Annotated in this window: 27 protein-coding genes; 25 read left to right on the top strand and 2 right to left on the bottom strand. The window is 43.4% G+C overall.

Features of this window, described 5'->3' with window-relative positions; genetic code table 11:
- Positions 1-362 precede the first annotated feature (362 nt).
- The 16 genes from upp (at position 363) to ftsZ (ending at position 15,351) form a co-directional block, all read left to right on the top strand.
- Positions 363-992, top strand: a complete 630-nt coding sequence (gene upp, locus ACXAD1_RS23340; RefSeq protein ID WP_206840728.1) for a uracil phosphoribosyltransferase — start codon at positions 363-365, stop codon at positions 990-992.
- A 543-nt stretch (positions 993-1,535) separates the two neighbouring features.
- Positions 1,536-2,132, top strand: coding sequence for a hypothetical protein (locus ACXAD1_RS23335; protein WP_206840725.1), 597 nt, complete (start codon positions 1,536-1,538; stop codon positions 2,130-2,132).
- A gap of 87 nt (positions 2,133-2,219) precedes the next feature.
- Positions 2,220-2,459: a hypothetical protein gene (locus ACXAD1_RS23330; protein WP_206840723.1), complete on the top strand. Its 240-nt coding sequence runs from the start codon at positions 2,220-2,222 to the stop codon at positions 2,457-2,459.
- A 171-nt stretch (positions 2,460-2,630) separates the two neighbouring features.
- Positions 2,631-3,920 carry a serine hydrolase gene (locus ACXAD1_RS23325; RefSeq protein WP_474911171.1) on the top strand — a complete coding sequence of 430 codons (1,290 nt, stop codon included), beginning with the start codon at positions 2,631-2,633 and terminating at the stop codon, positions 3,918-3,920.
- 78 nt (positions 3,921-3,998) lie between these two features.
- Positions 3,999-6,266 (top strand): S8 family serine peptidase, encoded by a 2,268-nt coding sequence (locus ACXAD1_RS23320; protein ID WP_206840721.1) that lies wholly within the window; start codon positions 3,999-4,001, stop codon positions 6,264-6,266.
- A 301-nt stretch (positions 6,267-6,567) separates the two neighbouring features.
- Entirely contained in the window at positions 6,568-6,789 is a 222-nt protein-coding gene (locus ACXAD1_RS23315; protein WP_206840719.1) for an AtpZ/AtpI family protein, read from the top strand.
- Between the two features lie 5 nt (positions 6,790-6,794).
- Positions 6,795-7,169, top strand: coding sequence for an ATP synthase subunit I (locus tag ACXAD1_RS23310; RefSeq protein WP_206840717.1), 375 nt, complete (start codon positions 6,795-6,797; stop codon positions 7,167-7,169).
- Positions 7,170-7,190: 21 nt separating this feature from the next.
- Positions 7,191-7,904 carry a F0F1 ATP synthase subunit A gene (atpB, locus tag ACXAD1_RS23305; RefSeq protein WP_113882338.1) on the top strand — a complete coding sequence of 238 codons (714 nt, stop codon included), beginning with the start codon at positions 7,191-7,193 and terminating at the stop codon, positions 7,902-7,904.
- Between the two features lie 75 nt (positions 7,905-7,979).
- Complete coding sequence (atpE, locus tag ACXAD1_RS23300) at positions 7,980-8,192, top strand: F0F1 ATP synthase subunit C (RefSeq protein WP_009332220.1); 213 nt, start codon at positions 7,980-7,982, stop codon at positions 8,190-8,192.
- A gap of 149 nt (positions 8,193-8,341) precedes the next feature.
- A complete protein-coding gene (locus tag ACXAD1_RS23295) occupies positions 8,342-8,863 on the top strand; it encodes a F0F1 ATP synthase subunit B (RefSeq protein ID WP_206840715.1) in 522 nt (173 codons plus the stop codon).
- Positions 8,860-9,396, top strand: a complete 537-nt coding sequence (locus tag ACXAD1_RS23290) for a F0F1 ATP synthase subunit delta (RefSeq protein ID WP_019380612.1) — start codon at positions 8,860-8,862, stop codon at positions 9,394-9,396. Before ACXAD1_RS23295 ends, ACXAD1_RS23290 begins: the two co-directional genes overlap by 4 nt.
- A 24-nt stretch (positions 9,397-9,420) precedes the next feature.
- A complete protein-coding gene (atpA, locus tag ACXAD1_RS23285) occupies positions 9,421-10,929 on the top strand; it encodes a F0F1 ATP synthase subunit alpha (RefSeq protein WP_206840713.1) in 1,509 nt (502 codons plus the stop codon).
- Between the two features lie 85 nt (positions 10,930-11,014).
- A complete protein-coding gene (locus ACXAD1_RS23280) occupies positions 11,015-11,872 on the top strand; it encodes a F0F1 ATP synthase subunit gamma (protein ID WP_009332212.1) in 858 nt (285 codons plus the stop codon).
- A gap of 255 nt (positions 11,873-12,127) precedes the next feature.
- A complete protein-coding gene (atpD, locus tag ACXAD1_RS23275; RefSeq protein WP_206840711.1) occupies positions 12,128-13,549 on the top strand; it encodes a F0F1 ATP synthase subunit beta in 1,422 nt (473 codons plus the stop codon).
- 22 nt (positions 13,550-13,571) lie between these two features.
- Positions 13,572-13,979, top strand: coding sequence for a F0F1 ATP synthase subunit epsilon (locus ACXAD1_RS23270; RefSeq protein ID WP_206840709.1), 408 nt, complete (start codon positions 13,572-13,574; stop codon positions 13,977-13,979).
- A gap of 211 nt (positions 13,980-14,190) precedes the next feature.
- Complete coding sequence (gene ftsZ, locus ACXAD1_RS23265; RefSeq protein WP_370223603.1) at positions 14,191-15,351, top strand: cell division protein FtsZ; 1,161 nt, start codon at positions 14,191-14,193, stop codon at positions 15,349-15,351.
- Between the two features lie 139 nt (positions 15,352-15,490).
- Here the strand turns inward: ftsZ and ACXAD1_RS23260 are convergent, their stop codons facing one another.
- The gene (locus ACXAD1_RS23260) at positions 15,491-15,679 is read right to left on the bottom strand and encodes a hypothetical protein (protein ID WP_009332207.1); all 189 of its coding nucleotides are present in this window, start codon (positions 15,677-15,679) and stop codon (positions 15,491-15,493) included.
- A gap of 222 nt (positions 15,680-15,901) precedes the next feature.
- On the opposite strand from ACXAD1_RS23260, the gene ACXAD1_RS23255 reads away from it, so the two are divergent.
- Positions 15,902-16,132 carry a hypothetical protein gene (locus ACXAD1_RS23255; protein ID WP_206840705.1) on the top strand — a complete coding sequence of 77 codons (231 nt, stop codon included), beginning with the start codon at positions 15,902-15,904 and terminating at the stop codon, positions 16,130-16,132.
- A 61-nt stretch (positions 16,133-16,193) separates the two neighbouring features.
- On the opposite strand, the gene ACXAD1_RS23250 is transcribed toward ACXAD1_RS23255, so the two are convergent.
- Entirely contained in the window at positions 16,194-16,910 is a 717-nt protein-coding gene (locus ACXAD1_RS23250; RefSeq protein WP_474911170.1) for a 3D domain-containing protein, read from the bottom strand.
- A gap of 798 nt (positions 16,911-17,708) precedes the next feature.
- Between ACXAD1_RS23250 and ACXAD1_RS23245 the strand changes: the two genes are divergently transcribed.
- From ACXAD1_RS23245 to nuoK, 8 genes are all read left to right on the top strand, one after another.
- A complete protein-coding gene (locus tag ACXAD1_RS23245) occupies positions 17,709-18,083 on the top strand; it encodes an NADH-quinone oxidoreductase subunit A (RefSeq protein WP_009332205.1) in 375 nt (124 codons plus the stop codon).
- Positions 18,074-18,586: a NuoB/complex I 20 kDa subunit family protein gene (locus ACXAD1_RS23240; RefSeq protein WP_035327895.1), complete on the top strand. Its 513-nt coding sequence runs from the start codon at positions 18,074-18,076 to the stop codon at positions 18,584-18,586. The genes ACXAD1_RS23245 and ACXAD1_RS23240 overlap by 10 nt, the downstream gene beginning before the upstream one ends.
- Positions 18,587-18,589: 3 nt before the next feature.
- The gene (locus ACXAD1_RS23235; protein WP_474911169.1) at positions 18,590-19,987 is read left to right on the top strand and encodes an NADH-quinone oxidoreductase subunit C; all 1,398 of its coding nucleotides are present in this window, start codon (positions 18,590-18,592) and stop codon (positions 19,985-19,987) included.
- Between the two features lie 3 nt (positions 19,988-19,990).
- Positions 19,991-21,091 (top strand): NADH-quinone oxidoreductase subunit D, encoded by a 1,101-nt coding sequence (locus ACXAD1_RS23230; RefSeq protein ID WP_474911168.1) that lies wholly within the window; start codon positions 19,991-19,993, stop codon positions 21,089-21,091.
- On the top strand, positions 21,091-22,098 hold the full coding sequence (gene nuoH / locus ACXAD1_RS23225; RefSeq protein ID WP_206840698.1) for an NADH-quinone oxidoreductase subunit NuoH: 1,008 nt from the start codon (positions 21,091-21,093) through the stop codon (positions 22,096-22,098). The genes ACXAD1_RS23230 and nuoH overlap by 1 nt, the downstream gene beginning before the upstream one ends.
- A 170-nt stretch (positions 22,099-22,268) precedes the next feature.
- Complete coding sequence (nuoI, locus tag ACXAD1_RS23220) at positions 22,269-22,688, top strand: NADH-quinone oxidoreductase subunit NuoI (protein WP_009332200.1); 420 nt, start codon at positions 22,269-22,271, stop codon at positions 22,686-22,688.
- Entirely contained in the window at positions 22,685-23,206 is a 522-nt protein-coding gene (locus ACXAD1_RS23215) for an NADH-quinone oxidoreductase subunit J (RefSeq protein ID WP_370223611.1), read from the top strand. The genes nuoI and ACXAD1_RS23215 overlap by 4 nt, the downstream gene beginning before the upstream one ends.
- The gene (gene nuoK, locus ACXAD1_RS23210; protein ID WP_206840694.1) at positions 23,203-23,517 is read left to right on the top strand and encodes an NADH-quinone oxidoreductase subunit NuoK; all 315 of its coding nucleotides are present in this window, start codon (positions 23,203-23,205) and stop codon (positions 23,515-23,517) included. Before ACXAD1_RS23215 ends, nuoK begins: the two co-directional genes overlap by 4 nt.
- The last annotated feature ends 61 nt before the right edge of the window (positions 23,518-23,578 follow it).

Raw genomic sequence — 23,578 nt, 5'->3', positions numbered from 1 at the left:
GCCGGTCTCAGCATGGGGCCGGTTTTTCCATGCTTATATAAGAAAATTTTGAACTTCGAGATCTGTCTAGCTCCACAAGGAACACTCCGACAGCATCATCATCGCAGGACTAAAAGCGTTAGCTTTTAGGAGGAGCGCCTACCCCCTCGAGGTCACAAGCCAATCCTCTCAAAAAGGCAAAGAACGCCTTACCGTGAGGCTCGCCATGTGCTTGTCGGGGGTGAACGAGGCGCTTCCGCTTTTCTTATATAAATGACTTTTCTTTTACAAAAACGAATCATAGTTGCCGATGGAACTGTTTTTCTGTAAAATTAGACGAAGTGTGGTTCGACTAATCTGCATATTGAAAAGGAGAGATACTCATGGCAAAGGTTTACGTTTTTGACCATCCATTAATTCAGCATAAGCTTACATACATTCGTGAAAAAAGTACGGGAACAAAGGAATTCCGTGAGCTTGTCGATGAAGTGGCAACACTTATGGCATTCGAAATCACCCGTGATATGCCTTTAGAAGAAATTACAATTGAAACACCGGTCAGCACGATGAAGTCTAGCGTACTGGCAGGTAAGAAGATAGGAATTATCCCTATTCTGCGTGCGGGAATTGGAATGGTTGACGGTATCCTGAAGCTGATCCCGGCTGCAAAAGTAGGTCATATCGGTTTATATCGCGACCCGGAAACACTTCAGCCGGTTGAATACTATGTAAAGCTTCCTAGTGATGTGGAAGAAAGAGATTTCATCGTGGTTGACCCAATGCTTGCAACTGGCGGTTCAGCGGTTGAAGCCATTCACTCCCTTAAAAAACGCGGAGGAAAAAACATTAAATTCATGTGTCTCATTGCCGCTCCGGAAGGTGTAGAGGCTGTAAAAGAGGCTCATCCTGACGTTGACATCTATATCGCAGCTTTAGACGAAAAATTGAACGAAAAAGGCTATATTGTTCCTGGTCTTGGTGATGCAGGTGACCGTTTATTTGGAACGAAGTAAAAAATTTTTACTATCATATTTTTTCAAAAGAGATTTTAACAGTTCTGCAATTAAATTTGTTGAAAATGCACCTCTTATAATTAGAGGTGCATTTTTCTGTTCCTTTCTAAAAAGGGGAGGGGAGAAGAGTGTCAGAATACTAGAAAATAACGTGGTTGATATGTTGGTGGTTGGGTGGTTGATAATGAGCAGAGGAATTTTTATAGTATTAATCAATATTTATGTTAAAAGTCTCTTTCGCCTCAATGCTGGAAAAGTTATGATAGAGTATAGAAGAAATGGAAGTGAAATTCCCGCAGTATATAAGCGGTTAACGTGCTGATGGTTGTATAGCTATTTATAAAATGTTGATATATCGGTTTTTTAGTGTGTTAAATTGGTTTGGTCATGGTTGAAGAAATGAAGCAGAAATGACTTCATTGATGGACTATTCACCGCAAAAATGTTGATGGTGGTTTTGTTGGCGGTTAGGTGGTTGGACATGGGTAATGCCCAGCAACGGCTGGGTGATCGGCAAAGATACCAAGAAAGGTGCTGAGGACGTTGGCAAATCAGTATTTGACAATGAAGGAGCTTAAAGAGGCGCTTCCGGACATACCTGAGAATAGCCTAAAGCGTTATTTGCAGGAGCATGCAGAATACATAAATTATCGGAAAGAACATAATCGCTATAAAATCCAGGCTTCTGAAATTGAAAAGCTTAAATTCATCAGGAAATTATATTCAGATGGGTTAAAAAAAGAGGAAGTCGCCGCAAAGCTAGAGGATGCAGGTATCCCAGTCATCATTACCGTGGAGGATGACGAAGAAAGCAGCACCACTTCACTGGTGAATGTGAATTCAGAGCTGACAGATATGAAAAAGCTGGTCAGCTTTCTCGTTCAGCAAAATGAACAGTCCCGTCTAACCCAGAATAAAATCAGAGAGCAAAACAAGCAGCTGATACATGAGGTGCATGAGCTCAAACTCACAATTGAAGATTTAAGAAATGCCCATGCACAAGGCTATGAAAAAGAGAGCGAAAAAGTCACTTCCCTCTATGAAAAACTGATGGCGACACAAAAGTCTGTAGAAGAAGTAGCCGGTGCATTAGAGGCTGAAAAAAGCAAAAGCATCTGGCAGAAGATATTTGGAAAGTAAAAGTATGCCCGAATTGCAAGATTTACGTTTAGACTGCTGTCTTCAGGGTATTGGCATAATGATTTTAAATACCTGGAGGTCGAATAAATGAGAGCATTAGCCGTATTAGAAGGAGCATTAATTGTCTGGATCATCATGCTGCTGGGTTCATTAATTGGTACCTTCATGTCTGAAGGTGTAATCGCCCTGGTATTTAAACTGGCAGAAGGAAAAGGGATCCTGCTTACAGTATTATTAATAGCCGCGACCATTACGGATATGTGGAGAGATAAGAAACGGGACCGTTTAATTCAAAAAGGAAAACTTGAACCGAATCAGCTGTTTTAATACATAAAGGGAGTAAGCCATCATTAATTTGATGGCTTTTATTCTATATTATAATCTAAAAGGACTATTTTCTGAAAATACTAAAAATTATATTGATAATCAATAAAAAGATAGATAAAATTAATTATACAGAATATTGTATATTGGTTAATCTGCAAAGGAGATGAAAATTTGAAAAGGTTAAAGTTATTGTTAATAGTACTGGCATTAGTCTTAAGTTCTGCAGTGTTTTCTGGAAATATGGTGAATGCCAAAGAGAAGTCCGGCCAGAAATTAAGTCATGCCCATCCGAAAACAGCGGGCTTTGATCCTGAAAAATTGAAGGGCATTGATAAAGCCATTACAGATGCTATTGAGGATGGTGTTACACCCGGTGCAGTGGTTCTCGTGGCCAAGGATGGAAAGATTGTTAAAGAAGAAGCGTATGGATATGCACAAAAATACGATATGGGGGAATTACTCAGTAATCCCCGGAAAATGAAAAAGAAAACAATCTTCGATCTGGCTTCAGTTACGAAGGTGATGGGAACAACTCAGGGTATTATGAAGCTTGTTAGTGATGGAGAACTATCAGTCAATGACAAGGTATCTAAATATATACCTGAGTTTGCCCAGCATGGAAAAGAAAATATTACAGTAGCTGATTTGCTGACACACACCTCAGGATTGACTCCCTGGAAGCCGACATACCTATATGCTGATAATTCGGAAGAGGTACTGAATTATATAAACCAGCTGCCCCTCGAATACCCGACTGGCACGGATAGAAGATATAGCGATTTTAGCTTTATGATTCTGGGTTTTTTAATTGAAGAGATAAGTGGATTAAAACTGGATAAGTTCTTAGAAGAAAATATTTATAAACCGTTAAAAATGCAAGATACGATGTTTGCTCCACCTGACCATTTAAAGCAAAAAATTGCAGCTACTTCCTGGGGGAATCCATATGAATATAAAATGATTGATGACCCTAATTTCGGGTACTATGTTGAAGAAAGCCCGGATATGTTTAAATACTGGAGAAATTACACCTTGGTAGGAGAAGTTAATGATGGGAATAGCTTCTATGGCAATAAAGGAATAGCAGGCCATGCCGGTTTATTTTCAACAGCAAGGGACCTTGCCGTATTGGGCCAGACCATGTTAAATGGCGGAACTTATGGAAAAACCATAATGTATGATAAAGAAGTGATTGATATCTTTACCTCACCTCAGCGCTTTGGCCAGGGATATGGCTGGGAGCTGGATAAAAGCTGGTATATGGGAGATCATTATTCTGACATAGCCTTTGGCCATACTGGTTTTACTGGAACCCAGGTTATTATAGATCCAGAGGAAAACCTGCAGATTATCCTGCTGACAAACAAACAAAACAATGGCCCTTTACCAAGCGGATCATACCGCAGCACTGGCGCTCTTTCTAAGGAAGTAGCTAATATTGTTTATGAATCCTTGAACTAGCCGTTTATTTTATATCGATTTACGCATACAAGGTACCTAATCAGCCCACCCTAAAACAAAAAGAGGGTGGGTTTTCTAATGAAAAAATTCTTACTGATCATTACAGTAATATCCTTGTATTTGAGCCAAACTCCTGTTTCTGCCCGGACACTTTCACACCCTCCTATTCCGAAAGAGTCAACTGATATAGAAAAAGTGGCTATTGTAGTACTAAAGGATGCGAAGAATGAACAGGAAATGAAAAAAATGATAGACCACAATCCTGATCTGGAAATTAGGCATACATTCAATCAGGCATTAAACGGCTTTTCAGTTAAAGGAAAGCAATCTGCATTGCAAAGACTGCAAAAGATAGAGTCAGTATCTTCTGTTTCACCGGTTAATACCTATCATGTTCATTCAGATGATAATATCAAGCTGATTGGCGGCATTAATGCCAGAGGCTTTTATGATAGAAATAATCAGCGCCTCACAGGCAAAGGTGTGAAAGTAGGCGTAATCGATACCGGCATCGATTATAATCATCCCGATTTACGAAGGAGCTATGGCGGCGGACGTGATCTGGTGGATAATGATAAGGATCCGATGGAAACAAAGGCTGCCGGGGGACAAGGCACACTGCACGGCACTCACGTCGCGGGAATCATTGCTGCAAATGGCAGAATTCAGGGGGTCGCACCAGAAGCAACCATTATCGCCTACAGGGCTCTCGGACCAGGCGGCAGCGGAACAACAGAACAGGTGATAGCTGCCATCGAACAGGCAATAAAGGATAAAGTTGATGTGTTAAACCTTTCCTTGGGAAATAACGTAAACGGACCTGACCTTCCAATAAGCATGGCCCTGAATAAAGCAGTTGAAAAAGGGATAACGGCTGTCACTTCATCGGGCAATTCGGGCCCAAATATTTGGACGGTCGGTTCACCGGGCACTGCGTCGAAGGCCATTTCTGTAGGAGCCTCTACACCAACAATAAAGGTGCCATTTTTAAGCTTAGGCGGGCGGGAAATTCGTCTTGATTTACTGCAGGGCTCAAAGGATTGGGAATTTGACCGTTCCTATGAAATCACCTATGGCGGACTGGGGCAGGAGGATGAATTGAAAAATGCCCAGGGGAAAATTGTATTAGTGGAAAGAGGGGAACTAACCTTTACAGATAAAGCCGTCCATGCTATGGAAGCAGGAGCAGAAGGGATTATTATTTTTAATAATACAAAAGGCAGGTTCTTTGGCAATCTGGACAGTGGAGTTCCAATTCCGGTTGCGGCGGTATCAAAGGAAGAAGGAGAGGGCCTTAAGAAGCTTATTAATGAAGGAAGACTCCTTGCCCGGACAAATATAATAGAAGAAAGAGATATACTGGCTGACTTTAGCTCACGGGGACCCGTAACATCCACATGGGAAATCAAACCGGATGTTGTGGCTCCTGGAGTCGCCATTAATAGCACCATTCCTGGCGGATACCTGCCGCTGCAGGGGACGAGCATGGCCGCTCCGCATGTTGCAGGAGCGTGTGCCATCCTGAAACAGGCTCATCCTGAATGGGGGCCGGAACAGATTAAGGCAGCACTTATGAACACCGCTATGCTTCTTAAGAATACAGAAGGACAAACATATAGAACTTATGAGCAGGGAGCAGGCAGAATCCAGCTTGATCAAGCGCTGAAAGCAGAAACGCTTGTCCTCCCGGCTTCACTGCAATTTGGGAAATTTCAGATCGCGGACAGGCTGCATGAACACAGCAGTTTTATAACGGTTGAAAATATAAGTGAAAAAACACAGACCTATTCCTTTTCCGTACCCTATAAAGACCAAGGCATCAATTGGGAAATGCCCATAGCGTTTCAACTTAACCCGGGTGAAAAGAAAAAGGCGGAAATCAAAATGTCTGCAGATCCTACTCTTTTAAAGAAAAAAATCCATGATGGGTACTTGCTGATGAAGGCAGGTGCCGAAACCATCAGGATTCCATATCTGTATGTGCTTGAGGAGCCGGATTATCCAAGGGTTATGGGATTCGGGCTGGGCAAAGGAGATAAGCCGGGCACGTATCGCTATGAAGTGTATCTTCCTGGCGGAGCAGAAGAGTTCGGAATTGCCTTGTTTGATTCGGAAAGCCTCCGGTTCATGGGATTTTTGGACTGGAAAAGAAATGCTGGCAAAGGACAGCTGCTGCAGGAAATTCCTGCAAATAAGCTTCCGGGGCCAGGGCTGTACCTTGCAAAGGTATTTGCCAAAAAAGCCGGAAAGGAAGATTGGATTGAAACTTATCTCTTTGTGAGACCGGATGGGCAGCTTGGGGACCCGGAACCATTGGCTAATAACAAGAGCTGGCTAAGCAGGTGAGACCTAAGAATAAAGCGCTTTCAGGAGCGATGCAGAAACTCGCTCCTTTTTCAATAGAAATCCGAAATTTAAATGTGATAAATATGTGAACATACCATATTTTTACCTTTTTGTTTGTGAACTTTTTCACTCCAAACGCATTGACATTGACAAAGCCCTATTGTATGCTTACAAAGGGTAAAAGATGATAGGGTTTTCAAAATATTTTTGCAGACATATTTCCCACTTCTGCATGATGTTAATGTGATTAATTATGGCCTCAAAACCCACTTACCATTCTCTTAAGGGAGGATGCGTTTTTATGCGTCAAAATGACCGCAACCCATTTAAGGCGATGGCCTTAATGTCCGCCATTCTTTCTCAGTTAGTAGGTTCCACGCTCATTGGCATTTTCGCCGGAAGGTGGTTTGACAGCAAGGCAGGAACAGAGCCGTTATTCCTATTAATTGGCTTGTTCATTGGACTGGGCGCCGGGATATACGCCATGCTTCGCTTAATCCAACATTTCTTCACAGGAGAATGAACATCATGCCGGAAATCAAAGTAACTTTTCAAAGACAGCGAAAATACATATTCCTTTTGTTGTCTGTATACGTTCTCGGCTGGGGTTTTACACCATATCAATCTATTTTTCTGGGCTTGATCTTTGGTACAGGCTTGAGTCTGTTCAATCTGTGGCTGATATCACGAAAGGCGCTGCAGTTTGGAGAGGCAGTCGAGAGAGGCGAGAAGGTGCGTTCACTTGGAACGGTATCCAGAATGGCTACAGCAGTTTTTGCTGTCATGATCGCTTTGGAATATCCTGATAAGCTGCATCTGATCAGTGTGGTATTTGGATTAATGACATCCTATATTGTCATTATGATAGATTATTTTCTTCAATCTTTTCAATTACGTAAATAGCGGGAAGAGAGGTGAACACTATTGCATCATGAAGCTCCTATAGTGGACTTTTTAGGATTGAATTTTAACTTATCAAACGTACTGATGATTACAGTGGCAAGTGCTGTTGTTTTCATTATTGCTTTGCTTTCAACCCGTCGATTGGCCATGAAACCAACGGGGATGCAAAATTTCTTCGAATGGATTATGGATTTTGTTAAGAATATCATTAACAGCACGATGGACTGGAAGACAGGCGGAAGATTCCATATCCTTGGATTAACCCTGATCATGTATATCTTTGTTTCAAACATGCTCGGACTTCCGTTCGCAATCACTTATGATCACACTTTATGGTGGAAATCGCCAACAGCCGATCCTGTTATCACATTAACATTAGCGGCAATGGTTGTTGGGCTTTCGCATTACTATGGCGTAAAGCTTAAAGGAGTAGGAGAATACGGCCGTGATTTTATCAGGCCAATGCCTTTCTTGTTCCCATTGAAAATCATTGAAGAGTTTGCAAACACTCTGACGTTGGGACTTCGTCTATACGGTAATATTTATGCAGGTGAAATCCTGCTGACATTGCTTGTCGGAGGACTGGCTCACGCCGGTGTAGGCGGAATGCTTGCAGCAATCCTGCCGACACTTGTATGGCAAGGATTCTCGATCTTTGTCGGATCTATCCAGGCATTCATTTTCTGTATGTTAACAATGGTTTATATGGCACACAAAGTGAGTCATGACCATTAATATATACCTGTTCATTTCATGGACAAAACATTTTAAACAAATAAATTTTTATACAATTTAAGGAGGAACTCAATAATGGGTCTTTTAGCAGCAGCAATTGCAATCGGTTTAGCAGCACTAGGTGCCGGTATCGGTAACGGTCTTATCGTATCAAAAACAGTTGAAGGTATGGCTCGCCAGCCAGAAGCTCGCGGTATGCTTCAAACTACAATGTTCATCGGGGTTGCGTTAGTAGAGGCTGTTCCGATCATCGGCGTTGTTATCGCGTTCATGGTTATCGGCGGTTAATTAATACTGTACCAATCGTTCTAAATGGCGAAGATCATTCCATGAACCTTCGCCATTCCTTTATGTTTTTTTACCGTAAAACTAATTCGGAATCATGCATATGACTCCGTTTCATAAGTGGAACAACTCTTGAAGGGAGTGAATCGAGGGTGTTAACAAACAGTCTAGTATTAGGCGCTGCAGGCGGCGGTTTTAACGGCGGGGACATTTTGTACCAGCTGATCATGTTCATCATCTTGTTGGCATTGCTGAAAAAATTCGCGTGGGGTCCTTTAATGGGCATTATGCAGCAGCGTGAAGAGCACATTGCCAGTGAAATCCAAGCGGCAGAAGAAAGCCGTACAGAAGCAAAAAAACTTTTAGAAGAGCAAAGAAGTCTTTTAAAAGAAGCACGTACAGAAGCACAGGGCCTTATCGAAAATGCGAAGAAACAAGGCGACGTGCAGCGCGAGGAGATCATTGCGGCTGCCCGCACTGAGTCTGAACGCATTAAGGAATCTGCTAAGCTTGAAATCGAGCAGCAGAAAGAACAGGCGGTTGCCGCTATCCGCGAGCAGGTCGCTTCATTGTCTGTCCTAATTGCTTCCAAGGTTATTGAGAAGGAATTAAGCGCAGCTGATCAAGAAAAGCTGATCAATGAATACATTCAAGAGGCAGGAGAAAAGCGATGACGGGCTCCACAGTAGCAAAGCGCTACGCGTTGGCTCTTTTCCAGCTTGCGAATGAACACCAGCTTCTTGACCAAATGGAAGAAGAGCTTCGTGCAGTGAAAGAAGTAGTAACGAATAACTCAGATTTAAAGTCTGTATTGAAATCTCCAAAGCTTTCAATTGAGAAGAAAAAAGAGATTTTAAAAGACGCATTTGCATCTGTGAACACGTTTGTACTAAATACGTTAATGATATTAATTGAACGCCACCGCGAAGATCATATCTCTGATGTGGCAGATCATTTTATAAGCCTTGCGAATGATAAAAAAGGGATTGCGGATGCGAAAGTATACACTGTTCGTCCGCTGACTGAAGCAGAGAAGGAAGCATTATCTGTGTCATTTGCAGCTAAGGTTGGAAAAAAATCACTTCGTATTGACAATATAGTTGATACTAACTTGCTCGGCGGCATCAAGCTTCGAATCGGAAACCGGATTTTCGACGGCAGCTTGCGCGGGAAGCTAGAGCGTCTTGAACGTCAATTATTAGGCTAAGATTCGTAGATAGGGGTGAAACTCATGAGCATCAATGCTGAAGAAATCAGTGCGCTGATAAAAAAGCAAATCGAAAACTATCAGTCGGAAATTCAAGTGAGTGATGTAGGTACGGTTATCTCTGTTGGTGACGGTATCGCTCGTGCTCATGGCCTCGACAATGTCATGGCTGGAGAACTTGTTGAATTTTCAAACGGCGTTATGGGTATGGCACAAAACCTTGAAGAAAATAACGTCGGTATTATCATTTTAGGACCATTTACAGAAATCCGTGAAGGCGATGAAGTACGCCGTACGGGCCGCATCATGGAGGTACCGGTTGGTGAAGAACTGATCGGCCGCGTAGTAAACCCTCTTGGACAGCCAGTAGATGGCATGGGACCAATCAACACAACTAAATCACGTCCAATTGAAAGCCCGGCACCAGGTGTTATGGATCGTAAATCCGTACACGAGCCGCTTCAGACAGGTATCAAGGCGATTGACGCTCTTGTGCCAATCGGCCGCGGACAGCGTGAGTTAATCATCGGTGACCGTCAAACAGGTAAAACATCCGTTGCAATCGATACGATCCTGAACCAAAAAGATCAGGATATGGTATGTATCTACGTGGCAATCGGACAAAAAGAATCTACAGTTCGTAATGCAGTAGAAACACTTCGTAAGCAAGGTGCCCTGGATTACACAATCGTTGTAACAGCATCTGCATCACAGCCTGCTCCAATGCTATACTTAGCTCCTTACGCTGGTGTAACAATGGGTGAAGAGTTCATGTACAACGGCAAGCACGTTCTTGTTGTGTATGATGACTTAACAAAGCAAGCTTCTGCTTACCGTGAGCTTTCATTGCTATTGCGCCGTCCTCCAGGCCGTGAAGCTTATCCAGGGGACGTATTCTACTTGCACAGCCGCTTGCTTGAGCGCGCTGCTAAGCTAAGCGATGCGAAAGGTGCAGGTTCAATCACTGCGCTTCCATTTATCGAAACACAAGCAGGAGACGTTTCTGCATATATTCCAACAAACGTTATCTCAATCACTGACGGACAAATTTTCCTTCAGTCAGACCTATTCTTCTCTGGTGTACGTCCGGCGATCAACGCAGGTCTTTCTGTATCACGTGTAGGTGGATCTGCACAGATCAAAGCAATGAAAAAGGTTGCAGGTACACTGCGTCTTGACCTTGCTTCATACCGTGAACTTGAATCATTTGCCCAGTTCGGTTCTGACCTTGATAAAGCAACACAGGCTAAACTTAACCGTGGTGCCCGTACAGTAGAGGTTCTAAAGCAGGATCTTAACAAGCCGCTAAAAGTTGAGAAGCAGGTTGCAATCCTTTACGCTCTAACTCGCGGTTTCTTAGATGACATTCCTGTACAGGATATTCGTCGTTTCGAATCTGAATTCCTTTCATGGTTAGACCATAACCGCAAAGATTTGTTAGACCATATCGTGACTACTAAAGAACTTCCTTCTGATGACGATATGACATCTGCGATTAACGACTTTAAGAAAACTTTCGCAGTATCCGAATAATGGAGATTGCCTGGATGGGGAAGTGCTCCCCATCTAAGCAGCTCAATTCGGTTCTGACAAACTTGTATAAGGGTGGTGAGAACCTGTGGCATCATTACGCGATATAAAAAATCGTATTACTTCTACGAAGAAAACGAGTCAAATTACTAAAGCAATGCAGATGGTATCGGCTGCGAAAATGAATAAGGCAGAAATGAATGCAAAGTCATTCGTGCCTTATATGGAGAAAATCCAGGAAGTTACGGCATCCATCGCTTTGGGAAGCAAGGATGTATCACATCCAATGCTGACCAGCCGCCCTGTCAAGAAAACTGGTTACCTGGTAATCACGTCTGACCGCGGACTTGCGGGAGCTTATAACAGTAACGTTTTGCGGAATGTCTACCAGACGATTCAAAAGCGCCATAAATCACCGGATGAATATGCAATCATTGCGATCGGACGTGTTGGCCGCGACTTTTTCAAAAAGCGCAATATGAACGTCATTCTGGATATCGTTGCCGTTGCAGACCAGCCAGCATTTGCTGAAATCAAAGATATTGCCAGCAAAACAGTTGGCATGTTCGCTGATGAGACATTTGATGAATTATATATGTACTACAGCCATTATGTCAGCGCGATTCAACAGGATGTAACAGAGAAGAAGCTTCTTCCGCTTACGGATATCTCCAGCTCGAAAAAGCTTACATCTTATGAGTTTGAACCTTCCGCTGAAGAAATTTTAAAAGTATTGCTGCCTCAATACGCTGAAAGCTTAATCTACGGAGCGCTTTTAGACAGTAAGGCAAGTGAGCATGCTGCAAGGATGACGGCTATGCAAAATGCAACGGATAACGCTAAAGACCTTATCAATTCACTAAGCTTAAGCTATAACCGCGCACGTCAGGCAGCCATCACGCAGGAAATTACCGAAATCGTCGGCGGAGCAGCCGCGTTAGAATAATAATGAAAAGCGGAAGCGCCTCGATCCAACGAACGCAGACTAAAACCGCCACGTCCTGTGGCAACGTCTGCATGACCCGCATCCTGCGGGCCTCAAGCATAAGTCAAGCCCTGCTGGAAGGTGTTCTTTCCTTCCGAAAGGGATTGGCTTATGACCTCGAGGGGCTTGGCGCTGAAGCTAGACAAATGAAAAGCGGAGCTGGCAGGTGGAGTTGTTGCCTGCTCTCCATTATGTAAAACGAACGGAGGGAAAAAGATGAACAAAGGACGCGTTCTTCAAGTTATGGGTCCGGTTGTTGACGTAAAGTTCGAAAGCGGCCAGCTTCCTGAGATCTATAATGCATTGACTGTTACAAATCCTGCGCGTAACGAATCTGAAGTTGACATCAACTTAACCCTTGAAGTTGCCCTTCATTTAGGTGATGATACAGTACGTACCATTGCAATGTCTTCTACTGACGGCTTACAGCGCGGAAGTGAAGTTGTTGACACTGGTGCTTCAATCTCTGTACCAGTAGGTGATGTAACACTTGGACGTGTATTCAACGTACTTGGTGAATCAATCGACTTAGATCCTGCAATCCCTGCAGATGCCCGTCGTGATTCTATCCACAGAGAGGCTCCTAAGTTTGAGCAGCTTTCTACTGAAGTAGAAATTCTTGAAACTGGAATTAAGGTAGTAGACCTTCTTGCCCCTTACATTAAAGGTGGTAAAATCGGTCTTTTCGGTGGTGCCGGAGTAGGTAAAACCGTATTAATCCAGGAGCTTATCAATAACATCGCTCAGGAGCATGGCGGTATTTCCGTATTCGCCGGTGTAGGTGAGCGTACTCGTGAAGGTAATGACCTTTATCATGAAATGACAGACTCAGGTGTTATCAAGAAAACAGCGATGGTATTCGGTCAGATGAACGAGCCGCCAGGAGCGCGTATGCGTGTTGCCCTGACTGGTTTGACAATGGCAGAATTCTTCCGTGATGACCAGGGACAGGACGTTCTATTCTTCATGGATAACATCTTCCGTTTCACACAGGCAGGTTCAGAGGTATCAGCCCTATTAGGCCGTATGCCATCTGCCGTTGGTTACCAGCCGACACTTGCTACTGAAATGGGTAAATTACAGGAACGTATCACATCTACTAACGTAGGTTCTGTTACTTCCATCCAGGCGATTTACGTACCAGCCGATGACTATACGGATCCGGCTCCTGCTACAACATTCGCTCACTTGGATGCAACAACTAACCTTGAGCGTAAGCTTTCTGAGATGGGTATCTACCCTGCGGTGGATCCGCTTGCTTCCACTTCCCGTGCATTGTCACCGGAAATTGTTGGAGAAGAGCACTACTCAGTAGCACGCCAGGTACAGCAGACATTACAGCGTTACAGAGAACTTCAGGATATCATTGCGATCCTTGGTATGGATGAGCTTTCTGATGAAGACAAGCTCATCGTAGCACGTGCGCGCCGTATCCAGTTCTTCTTATCACAAAACTTCCACGTTGCTGAGCAGTTTACTGGCCAGCCAGGTTCATACGTACCGGTTAAAGAAACTGTTAAAGGTTTCAAAGATATTCTTGAAGGAAAATATGACCACCTGCCAGAAGATGCATTCCGACTTGTCGGCCGAATCGAAGAAGTTATCGAGAGTGCTAAGAAAATGGGCGTAGAGGTCTAATTCTGGACCAGGAGGGTAAAAAATGAAGACGATTAAAGTCAGTGTTGTTACTCCCGATGGCCCGGTGTATGAATCAGATGTGGAAATGGTAAGCACAAAAGCTCAAAGCGGTGAGCTTGGAATTTTACCTGGACACATTCCAATGGTTGCACCGTTACAAATTGGAGCCGTTCGTTTAAAAAACGGCGGAAAAACTGATTTCGTCGCAGTGAGCGGCGGATTCCTGGAAGTTCGTCCGGAGCAGGTAACGATTTTAGCGCAATCTGCTGAGCAAGCAGATGAAATTGATGTAGAGCGAGCCATTCGTGCGAAGCAGCGTGCTGAACAGCGCCTGAATGAGCAGAAGCGTGAGAACATTGATTTCCGCCGTGCAGAGCTTGCACTTCAGCGTGCAATCAATCGTATCGAAGTTTCGGAAAGAAAGTTCTAATAAAAACATCAGCACCCCTGGCTTAGCTGGGGGTGTTTTTTTAATAGTAATATTTACCACCGGAATTTTAAGAAAATTGCCCCAAAAAATAGATAAATCACTCGAATTCTTTAATATAGGCCTTTACAATAGAAGAGAGTATACCTTTAATGGGTTACTCTCTTTTTTAAAGCAATCATGCAAGTCTATTTGAATTAAAGGAGGAGCCGCAATGCTGGAGTTTGATACAAATATAGACCAATATGCTACGATCAAAGTCATCGGAGTCGGCGGCGGGGGAAACAACGCTGTAAACAGGATGATTGAACATGGAGTTGAGGGTGTAGAGTTTATTGCTGTTAATACAGATGGACAAGCTCTAAATCAATCAAAGGCAGAAGTAACCATGCAAATCGGTGCTACCTTAACGAGGGGCCTGGGAGCAGGGGCAAATCCTGATGTAGGCAGGAAAGCGGCGGAAGAAAGTGAAAGCCAGCTTCGTGAAGTATTGAAGGGTGCTGACATGGTATTTGTTACTGCTGGAATGGGCGGCGGAACTGGAACTGGTGCAGCTCCTGCCATTGCACGCATCGCCCGTGAAGTTGGCGCGCTGACAATTGGTGTGGTAACCCGCCCCTTCAAGTTTGAGGGCCGTAAGCGTGCAGCCAATGCAGATGCAGGCATTGAGGCGATGAAAAAAGCAGTCGATACGCTAATTATTATTCCAAATGATCGCTTATTAGAGATTATTGATAAGAAAACACCTATGCTTGAAGCGTTTATGGAAGCGGATAATGTCCTCCGTCAGGGTGTTCAGGGTATTTCGGACTTGATTGCCGTTCCTGGTTTAATCAACCTTGATTTTGCCGATGTTAAAACAGTTATGTCCCATAAAGGAACAGCATTGATGGGAATCGGAATTGCCACCGGGGAAGACCGCGCGGCAGAAGCAGCCCGAAAAGCAATATCAAGTCCATTATTAGAAACGTCCATTAATGGAGCACGCGGCGTCATAATGAATATTACAGGCGGAGCAAATATCAGTTTATATGAAGTCCAAGAAGCTGCAGATATCGTTGCTTCGGCTTCTGATGAAGACGTAAATATGATATTTGGCTCGGTCATAAATGATTCCCTAAAAGAAGAAATACTTGTTACGGTTATTGCGACCGGCTTTAATGAACAAGAGGATCTAAGGGCTAAACCTAGTTCAAAGCCACCAGTAGAAAAAGAATATGTTCATACATATCAGTATGCAGAAGAGCCGGGCAATCGCCGGCAGGGGAGAGAACATCGGGAACCGGTTCAGGAAGATTACCGGGTGCAGGCTGACCCGCAAGAAGAGTCACTTGATACTCCTGCGTTCCTTAGAAACCGAAGAAGACGCTACTAATAAAAAAAGGCTGCCTCAAGGAGGGCAGCCTGTTTTTAGATGAATATAATTGTTTATTATTGATAGTTGATATGTTGGTGGGTGAGTGGTTGATAGTCAAATGAAGAAAGGACAGGCATAGGCCTGTCCTTGTAGTATTTCAATACTTTGTCTGGTCATATAGGGTTAACTGATCCAAATTCTTATGCACGGTCATGAGCTTTTTGAGAAGGCTCATGAACTTTTGTTTATCTTCAAAAGGAGTAACGTCTAGTTCTTTTTTGAGCTCATTGCTTTTTTTAACGAGCTCATCGAATTTTTGAATAACTGGGCAGTTGTTTTTAGTCATATGTATTTCTCCTAATTTAAGCTCTTAAGGTAACTTTATCACAAAATATAATTTCAAAGGAAACAGCCATGTTTCATTTATATTAAAAACGAATGGTCTTTTTAACTAATTTAACTATTTTGTTAAAAGTGTCAGATTTTGTTGAAACCCGCGGAATAGAGTCATATATTATCAACATGTGCTAAGAAAGACAAGGTTGGAGAAAACCAGGGGGTGATTTCCTTGTCGACTGTATTATTTGGAACGATAGAATATTATGAAAGAGAATTAATCAGCTATTTTACAAATAATCATATAAGCAATAAGGATGATGCTACCATGAAAATCTTCATCATGCTTGAAGCGGAGATATTCAACGTATTTTTATTTGACGAAGCGATTCGGATAAAATGCATGCAGAATCTTTTAAAAGCATTTTGCCGTGTGTCTGAAATATACTTGGTTAAAAAGTAGCCATTATTATGAATGGCACAATTAAAGAGGTCCCTGAGAGAGACCTCTTCGTTAAAAGGATTTAATTCAGAATCTTAACTTTTACCTCTTTTCTTCCCCATTGCATCGCATCTGGTGTGGCAGGTATAAACACATCAATTTCATTTCCATTAATTCCCCCGCCAATATCCTCGGCAGTGGCATAGCCGTATCCTTCTACAAATACCTTAGAACCCAAAGGAATGACGTCCGGATCCACCGCAATTACTTTTGCATCCGGATTATCGATAAGATTTACTCCTGTTTTTGTAATGCCGACGCATCCTTCGCAGCTGGCTGTATAGGCAGTTGCAGTGACAGTCAGGCTTTTGTCCGTTTCAGCTGCAGGCTGTTCTGTGTTAGCCGCTTTTACAACTGTTTTAGGCGTTGATTCCTTAGCCGAGCCATTTTTATAGATGATAAGCTCTAAACCAGGTTTAATAAGGTCTGAGTTCAGCTGATTCCATTTTTTAAGGTTATGTACATTAATACCGTATGTTTTAGCGATATTCCAGAGAGTGTCACCGGATTTTACTATGTATATTTCTTCAGGTGAAACATTAAGTTTATCATTTGGGTGAATCAAATCTCCAGTTAGACCATTCCAGCTTTTTATATCCCGAACGGACACTTCATGTTTTTGTGCTATGGACCACAGGGTATCCCCTTTGTTTACTGTTACCTCTTCTGCTTGTGCGCTCGCACCTGCTGTACTCCAGATCGTTATAGCTGCGAGCAGATAATAAAAATACTTTTTCATATTAAGCCTCCTAATAGCTTGTTTGACAATTTCTATGCTAGCACAGAAAATTCTGAGAAAAAGAACAGGGAAGTTATAATTCAATTACGCACATTTCATGAAATTAACGAAGAAATGGCAAAACATAATAATGTTCATAATAGATGAACAAAAAGCATCAGAAACGGTCATATTTGATATATTTAATCCTTAAGATGGATTAAATAGAAACTTTTGTATATGGTTTTATATTGTCAGCATGTTAATGCTGTAATGTTGATAGAACAGGAACTGACCGATAAATCGGAAAAGTGACCGATAAAGGAGGAGAACCAGCCGATAAAATACAAATTCTGACCGATAAAATTCTAATTTGACCGATAAATGCTGGAACTGACCGAAAAACTTGAGGAACAAGGTTTTATTTTAATAAACAGCATATATATAAGAAGTTACAGCATAAGAAGTGTCATTTTTTTAGAAATAAAAAGATATATAAGTGAGTTGTTAATGAAAAATCCTCCTAAGGTGTTAGATATCTCACTGACAAAGCAGTAAGTTTCATTTTTAATGGTAGATGAATATAAGGAAGAATTTAATGGATATTGACTGGGGGCAAGCTCATATAATCTAGGGAAGGTGTGTCACTTGCTTACAACTGCGTATGTAAATTCTCTTTCTCGGCGATTCGATTTGACGCCAGCGATAATTTCCAATAATAGTATGAGGTTGTGTCGACACATGTGGGAGTAGGGTGTATAATGGTTACGGTTACATGTTTAAATGTTGTGAAAATTTTCAGCATTGGAGGGGATGGGCATGGAGCTTTGGAATTTATATCAGAATAACTATTTGATAGTTTTTGTGTTTTTGTGCCTGGGAGTTTTACTGCCTGTGGTGGCTTTGTTTTTGGGAAAGCTTTTGCGGCCCTATAAGCCATATGATACGAAGTATACCACATATGAGAGCGGGATTGAGCCATTCCATGATTCGAGGGTGCAGTTCAATGTCCGCTATTATATTTTTGCCCTGATGTTTGTCATTTTTGATGTAGAGACTGTATTTTTGTATCCGTGGGCTGTGGCCTATGAAAAACTTGGGATTTTTGCATTGATTGAGATGCTGATTTTTGTATTTATGCTAGTAATTGGACTTGTTTATGCATGGAAAAAGAAGGTGCTGAAATGGATTTAAAGTTGGATAATATTACACCAGAAGAAATGGAAGAACTGCAGCGTAATGTGTTTATGGCAACTTTGGAACAGATTAAAGCGTGGGCGCGGAGTAATTCATTGTGGCCAATGACCTTCGGGCTTGCTTGCTGTGCCATTGAAATGATGGGTGTAGGTTCATCGCACTACGATTTGGACCGTTTCGGATCTTTTTTCCGTACATCTCCCCGCCAGTCTGATGTCATGATTGTTTCAGGTACAGTAACAAAGAAAATGGCGCCAATTGTCCGCCGTCTTTACGATCAGATGCCTGAACCAAAATGGGTGATTGCGATGGGCTCATGTGCAACTGCGGGCGGGCCATACGTAAAATCTTACTCAGTTGTAAAAGGGGTCGACCAGATTGTCCCTGTTGATGTATACATACCAGGATGCCCGCCGAACCCGGCAGCATTGATTTATGGAATTAATAAACTAAAAGAAAAAATCCGTTATGAGGCTAAGACTGGGAAGAAGGTGATCTAACCTATGAGCGGAGAAAAAGATCTTGAACAGCTGAAAAAAGAAGCAGCAGCTAAAGCGAAGGCTGCAGCACTGGCTAAAATGAAGGCGAAAGAGCAGGGCGAAGCGAAGGAAGAATCGTCAGCAGAAGACTTGGATCTGGCCAAGCAAAAAGCCGCCGCCGTCTCGAAGGCAAAGGCTGCAGCCCTGGCAAAGCTGAAAGCGAAAGAGCAGGGCGAAGCGAAGGAAGAATCGCCAGCAGAAGACTTGGATCTGGCCAAGCAAAAAGCCGCCGCCGCCGCGAAGGCGAAGGCTGCAGCACTGGCTAAAATGAAAGCGAAAGAGCAGGGCGAAGCGAAGGAAGAATCACCAGCAGAAGACATGGACATTGCCAAGCAAAAAGCCGCCGCTGCCGCAAAGGCAAAGGCTGCAGCAATGGCAAAGGCTGCAGCAATGGCAAAGCTGAAAGCGAAAGAACAGGGCGAAGCGAAGGAAGAGTCGCCAGCAGAAGACATGGATCTGGCCAAGCAAAAAGCCGCCGCCGCCGCGAAGGCGAAGGCTGCAGCCCTGGCAAAGCTGAAAGCGAAAGAGCAGGGCGAAGCGAAGGAAGAATCACCAGCAGAAGACATAGACATCGCCAAGCAAAAAGCCGCTGCCGCCGCAAAAGCAAAGGCCGCCGCCGCAGCTAAGGCGAAAGACACTGCTCAAGCAAAACAAGCTGGCGGGGATGACGAGAAAGCAAAGGCTATTGCAGCCGCAAAGGCGAAAGCCGCCGCTGCAGCAAAAGCAAAATTAGCTGCGGCAGGCAAAGCTGGCGGATCAGCTGATGATGAAAAGGCCAAGGCAATCGCAGCCGCAAAAGCAAAGGCCGCCGCCGCAGCTGCCGCAAAGGCAAAAGCTGCCGGAAGCAAGGCAGACACTGAACCGGCTGCAGAAAAAGCGCCATCCGTTAATCAGCCTTATCTTGATAAATATGTAAAGGTAATTGAAGAGAATCTTGGTGCTGACGTTCTTGAAGAGTACTATATTAATGATCTTTCCAAGGATGTGCCTACTTTAGTTGCCAAGGCTGAATCATATTTTAAATTGGCAGAATTCCTGAAATATAATGAACAACTTGGTTTTGATTACCTATCAGAGCTTCATGGCACTGATTTTGAGACGCATATGGAAGTGTATGCTCATTTATACTCATATAAAAAGCGCCAATCTGTAGCCCTTAAGGTTAAAATTGACCGCGATAAGCCGGAAATTGATTCTCTGCAGCCGTTATGGGCTGGAGCGGATTGGCCGGAATGTGAAACGTATGATTTGCTGGGCATTCAGTTCAAGGGCCACCCTAATTTATATCGGATTATGCTTGGGGAAGACTGGATCGGGCATCCGCTGCGCAAAGACTATGAACCGTACGATGTGGAGGTGTAACCAATGCTGCGAACCGAAGAAATGCTATTGAATGTTGGACCTCAGCATCCAAGTACACACGGTGTTTTCCGCCTTGTTCTGAAAATTGACGGTGAAATCATCAAAGAGGCGAAACCGGTCATCGGCTATCTGCACCGCGGAACGGAGAAATTAGCTGAAAACCTGCAATATACGCAAATTATTCCTTATACAGACCGAATGGATTATCTTGCAGCCATGACGAATAATTATATCCTTGTCCACGCGGTTGAAACGATGATGGACCTTGAAATTCCGGAGCGGGCCGAATATCTGCGTGTGATCACCATGGAACTTGGCCGGATTGCCAGCCATCTCGTATGGTGGGGTACATATTTGCTGGATATTGGAGCGACAAGCCCATTCCTGTATGCATTCAGAGAGCGTGAAATGATTATCAATATGCTGAATGAGATATCCGGGGGCCGCTTAACGTTTAACTATATGCGTGTCGGCGGTGTAAAATGGGATGCTCCTGAAGGCTGGATTGATAAAGTAAGAGAGTTTGTTCCCTATATGCGTGAGCAGCTGAAAGGTTATCATCAGCTTGTAACAGGAAATGAAATTTTCATGAACCGTGTCAAAGGGGTAGGAAAGTATACGAAAGAGGATGCTTTAAACTACTCTCTGAGCGGTGCAAATCTCCGCTGTACAGGCGTGAAATGGGATCTCCGCAAAGATGAGCCATACTCCATCTATGACCGCTTCGATTTCGAAGTTGCCGTACAGGACGGCGGGGATGCATGGGCCCGTTATCATGTGCGCATGCAGGAAATTGAAGAATCATTAAAAATCCTTGAACAGGCTGTTGAGCAATTCCCTTCAGAAGGCGATATTCTGGCAAAAGTGCCGAAAATCATTAAAGCGCCTAAAGGGGAAGCGTTTGTTAGAATTGAGTCTCCACGGGGAGAAATCGGCTGCTATATCGCGAGTGATGGAAAGAAAGAGCCATACCGGTTAAAATTCCGGAGGCCATCATTCTATAATCTTCAAATTCTCCCTAAATTACTTGAAGGCGAAAACATTGCGAACTTGATTGCTATTTTAGGGGCAATTGATATTGTCCTTGGGGAGGTGGACGGTTAATGGTAGAAGAACTTCTCTATTCCGAAGCAGGTTTGCTGAATTTCGGCATTTTCTTCTTGCTTGCCACCGTTTTGCTATTAGTCGTTTTGGGATTTGTTACTTACGCCATTCTGGCAGAACGTAAAGTCATGGGATTTATGCAGCTGCGCCATGGCCCGAATCAGGTCGGCGGCCGCTGGGGGCTGCTGCAGACCGTTGCTGATGTATTGAAGCTTTTATTAAAAGAAGACACCATCCCTAAGCTGGCAGACAGGCCATTGTTTATACTTGCACCAGTTATTGCATTTGCACCGGCATTTATGGTGCTGGCGACGATTCCTTTTACAGATAAACTTCAGTTTGCTGATATTGGAGTTGGATTGCTGTATTATATCGCCATTTCCGGGCTGACAACAGTCGGTATTGTCACCGGAGCATGGGCTTCCAATAATAAATATGCTTTGCTAGGCGGAATGCGTGCCGCGGCCCAGATGATTTCTTATGAGATTCCACTCGTTATGTCTGTATTAGGCATTATCCTTTTAACAGGCAGCTTAAACCTTAATGAGATCGTGGAAGCGCAAAAAAATGGCTGGTTCATCATTTGGCAGCCAATCGCTTTTATCGTATTCCTGATTGCTTCAACAGCGGAGCTGAACCGTGTTCCATTTGATTTGCCTGAGGCGGAATCAGAACTGGTCGCAGGTTTCCATGTTGAATATTCCGGCTTCCGCTGGGCGTTCTTCATGCTTGCGGAATATGTATATTTCTTTGCAATGGCTTCATTGACAACCGTATTATTCCTTGGCGGATGGCTGCCGCTTCCTTTCCTGGAATTCATTCCGGGTGCCGTTTGGTTTGCGATTAAGTTTACGGCTGTCATCTTTATCTTGGTTTGGTTCCGTGTCACATTCCCGCGCCTTCGTGCAGACCAGCTCATGGAATTTGGCTGGAAGGTTCTGCTGCCGGTTGCGCTTGCGAATATTTTCTTAACAGCTTTGCTGAAAGAATGGCTGAATATATTTTAATTGAGGACCGGCCTATAAAACTTCGAGAACTGTCTAGCTTCAGCGCCTACCCCCTCGAGGTCACAAGCCAATCCCTTCCAGAAGGAAAGATCACCTTCTTGCAGGGCTCGTCTTGTGCTTGTCGGGGGTGGGCAAGGCGCTTCCGCATTTCAAATAAGGGGTGAAAAAACATGCTTGGTTTAGCGAAAGGATTATCGTATACCCTAAAAAACCTGACACGCAAAAAGGTAACCTATGACTATCCGAATGAACCTCTTCCGCTTCCGGACCGGTTCAGGGGAATTCAAAAGTTTTATCCTGAAAAGTGCATCGTGTGCAATCAGTGTGCAAATATTTGTCCAACCGATTGTATCCAGCTTACAGGCAAAAAGCATCCGGACCCTGCCAAAAAGGGAAAAATTATTGATACCTATGATATCAATTTCGAAATTTGCATTCTTTGCGACTTGTGCACAGAGGTCTGCCCAACCGAAGCGATTATCATGACCAATAATTTTGAACTGGCGGAATATAGCAGGGATGAGCTGTTTAAAAATCTTGAATGGCTTGATGAAAATGATGAAAATATACGGAAGGTGAATAAAGCATGACGTTTTCAGGTGAGTTTTTAGCGTTTATGTCTCTAGCTTTAGTTGCGGTCATCGGCGGCGTGCTTTTATTGAACCTTACCAAAGTCGTGCATATGGTTGTCGCCCTGGTTTTTACATTTGTAAGCATTGCCGGAATTTATGTGCTGCTTTCAGCTGAATTCCTGGCTGCAGTCCAGATCTTAATTTACTCCGGTGCCATCACCATTATCATGCTGTTCGGAATCATGCTGACACGCCATAATGATACAAGCGAGCCGAAAACAGGCCGCTGGAGAAAGCTGTTATTATTCCTGGGTGTACTCGGCTTTGCTTTCGCAGTCTACATCGGGATATATAACATTGATTTGCCGTCTGCGCCGAATGACCTTCATGTCAATAATACAGAGCAAATTGGAATTGAGCTTTATTCAAAATTCATTATTCCGTTTGAAGTTACATCTGTTCTATTATTGGTCGCTTTGATCGGCTCCATTGTTTTGGCCAAAAGAGATGATGAGAAGGAGGCGGAAAAGGAATGAGTGCAGTTCCAGTTCAAGCCTACCTGGCTTTGGCTTTAATTCTCTTTTGCATCGGGCTGTATGGTGCCTTGACCAAGCGGAATACCGTGATCGTCCTGATCTCGATCGAACTAATGCTGAATGCGGTCAATATTAATCTGGTGGCATTCAGCAAATACGGCATAATGCCATCCATAACAGGCCAGATATTTGCTTTGTTTACAATCACTGTTGCAGCAGCAGAAGCAGCAGTTGGCCTGGCGATATTAATTGCCCTGTATCGTAACAAGAAGAGTGTTAACATTGATGAAATGGATGCTATGAAGCACTAAAAGACTGTGAAAAATGCAGCCGGACTGGCTGAGAATAGAGAGTAGTGAAGGCTGCCATAAA

It is taken from the genome of Cytobacillus sp. ABV4_503, from assembly GCF_056158445.1.
Note: the sequence above shows the minus strand (reverse complement) of the source record. Positions and strands in the feature narration are given on the sequence as shown.

What these genes read in the sequence shown, in the direction of transcription:
- upp (WP_206840728.1), top strand. Translation starts at nt 363, where the DNA reads ATGGCAAAGGTTTACGTTTTTGACCATCCATTAATTCAGCATAAGCTT.
- ACXAD1_RS23330 (WP_206840723.1), top strand. Translation starts at nt 2,220, where the DNA reads ATGAGAGCATTAGCCGTATTAGAAGGAGCATTAATTGTCTGGATCATC.
- ACXAD1_RS23320 (WP_206840721.1), top strand. Translation starts at nt 3,999, where the DNA reads ATGAAAAAATTCTTACTGATCATTACAGTAATATCCTTGTATTTGAGC.
- ACXAD1_RS23315 (WP_206840719.1), top strand. Translation starts at nt 6,568, where the DNA reads ATGCGTCAAAATGACCGCAACCCATTTAAGGCGATGGCCTTAATGTCC.
- ACXAD1_RS23310 (WP_206840717.1), top strand. Translation starts at nt 6,795, where the DNA reads ATGCCGGAAATCAAAGTAACTTTTCAAAGACAGCGAAAATACATATTC.
- atpE (WP_009332220.1), top strand. Translation starts at nt 7,980, where the DNA reads ATGGGTCTTTTAGCAGCAGCAATTGCAATCGGTTTAGCAGCACTAGGT.
- ACXAD1_RS23290 (WP_019380612.1), top strand. Translation starts at nt 8,860, where the DNA reads ATGACGGGCTCCACAGTAGCAAAGCGCTACGCGTTGGCTCTTTTCCAG.
- atpA (WP_206840713.1), top strand. Translation starts at nt 9,421, where the DNA reads ATGAGCATCAATGCTGAAGAAATCAGTGCGCTGATAAAAAAGCAAATC.
- atpD (WP_206840711.1), top strand. Translation starts at nt 12,128, where the DNA reads ATGAACAAAGGACGCGTTCTTCAAGTTATGGGTCCGGTTGTTGACGTA.
- ACXAD1_RS23270 (WP_206840709.1), top strand. Translation starts at nt 13,572, where the DNA reads ATGAAGACGATTAAAGTCAGTGTTGTTACTCCCGATGGCCCGGTGTAT.
- ftsZ (WP_370223603.1), top strand. Translation starts at nt 14,191, where the DNA reads ATGCTGGAGTTTGATACAAATATAGACCAATATGCTACGATCAAAGTC.
- ACXAD1_RS23260 (WP_009332207.1), bottom strand. Translation starts at nt 15,679, where the DNA reads ATGACTAAAAACAACTGCCCAGTTATTCAAAAATTCGATGAGCTCGTT.
- ACXAD1_RS23250 (WP_474911170.1), bottom strand. Translation starts at nt 16,910, where the DNA reads ATGAAAAAGTATTTTTATTATCTGCTCGCAGCTATAACGATCTGGAGT.
- ACXAD1_RS23245 (WP_009332205.1), top strand. Translation starts at nt 17,709, where the DNA reads ATGGAGCTTTGGAATTTATATCAGAATAACTATTTGATAGTTTTTGTG.
- ACXAD1_RS23240 (WP_035327895.1), top strand. Translation starts at nt 18,074, where the DNA reads ATGGATTTAAAGTTGGATAATATTACACCAGAAGAAATGGAAGAACTG.
- ACXAD1_RS23235 (WP_474911169.1), top strand. Translation starts at nt 18,590, where the DNA reads ATGAGCGGAGAAAAAGATCTTGAACAGCTGAAAAAAGAAGCAGCAGCT.
- ACXAD1_RS23230 (WP_474911168.1), top strand. Translation starts at nt 19,991, where the DNA reads ATGCTGCGAACCGAAGAAATGCTATTGAATGTTGGACCTCAGCATCCA.
- nuoH (WP_206840698.1), top strand. Translation starts at nt 21,091, where the DNA reads ATGGTAGAAGAACTTCTCTATTCCGAAGCAGGTTTGCTGAATTTCGGC.
- nuoI (WP_009332200.1), top strand. Translation starts at nt 22,269, where the DNA reads ATGCTTGGTTTAGCGAAAGGATTATCGTATACCCTAAAAAACCTGACA.
- ACXAD1_RS23215 (WP_370223611.1), top strand. Translation starts at nt 22,685, where the DNA reads ATGACGTTTTCAGGTGAGTTTTTAGCGTTTATGTCTCTAGCTTTAGTT.
- nuoK (WP_206840694.1), top strand. Translation starts at nt 23,203, where the DNA reads ATGAGTGCAGTTCCAGTTCAAGCCTACCTGGCTTTGGCTTTAATTCTC.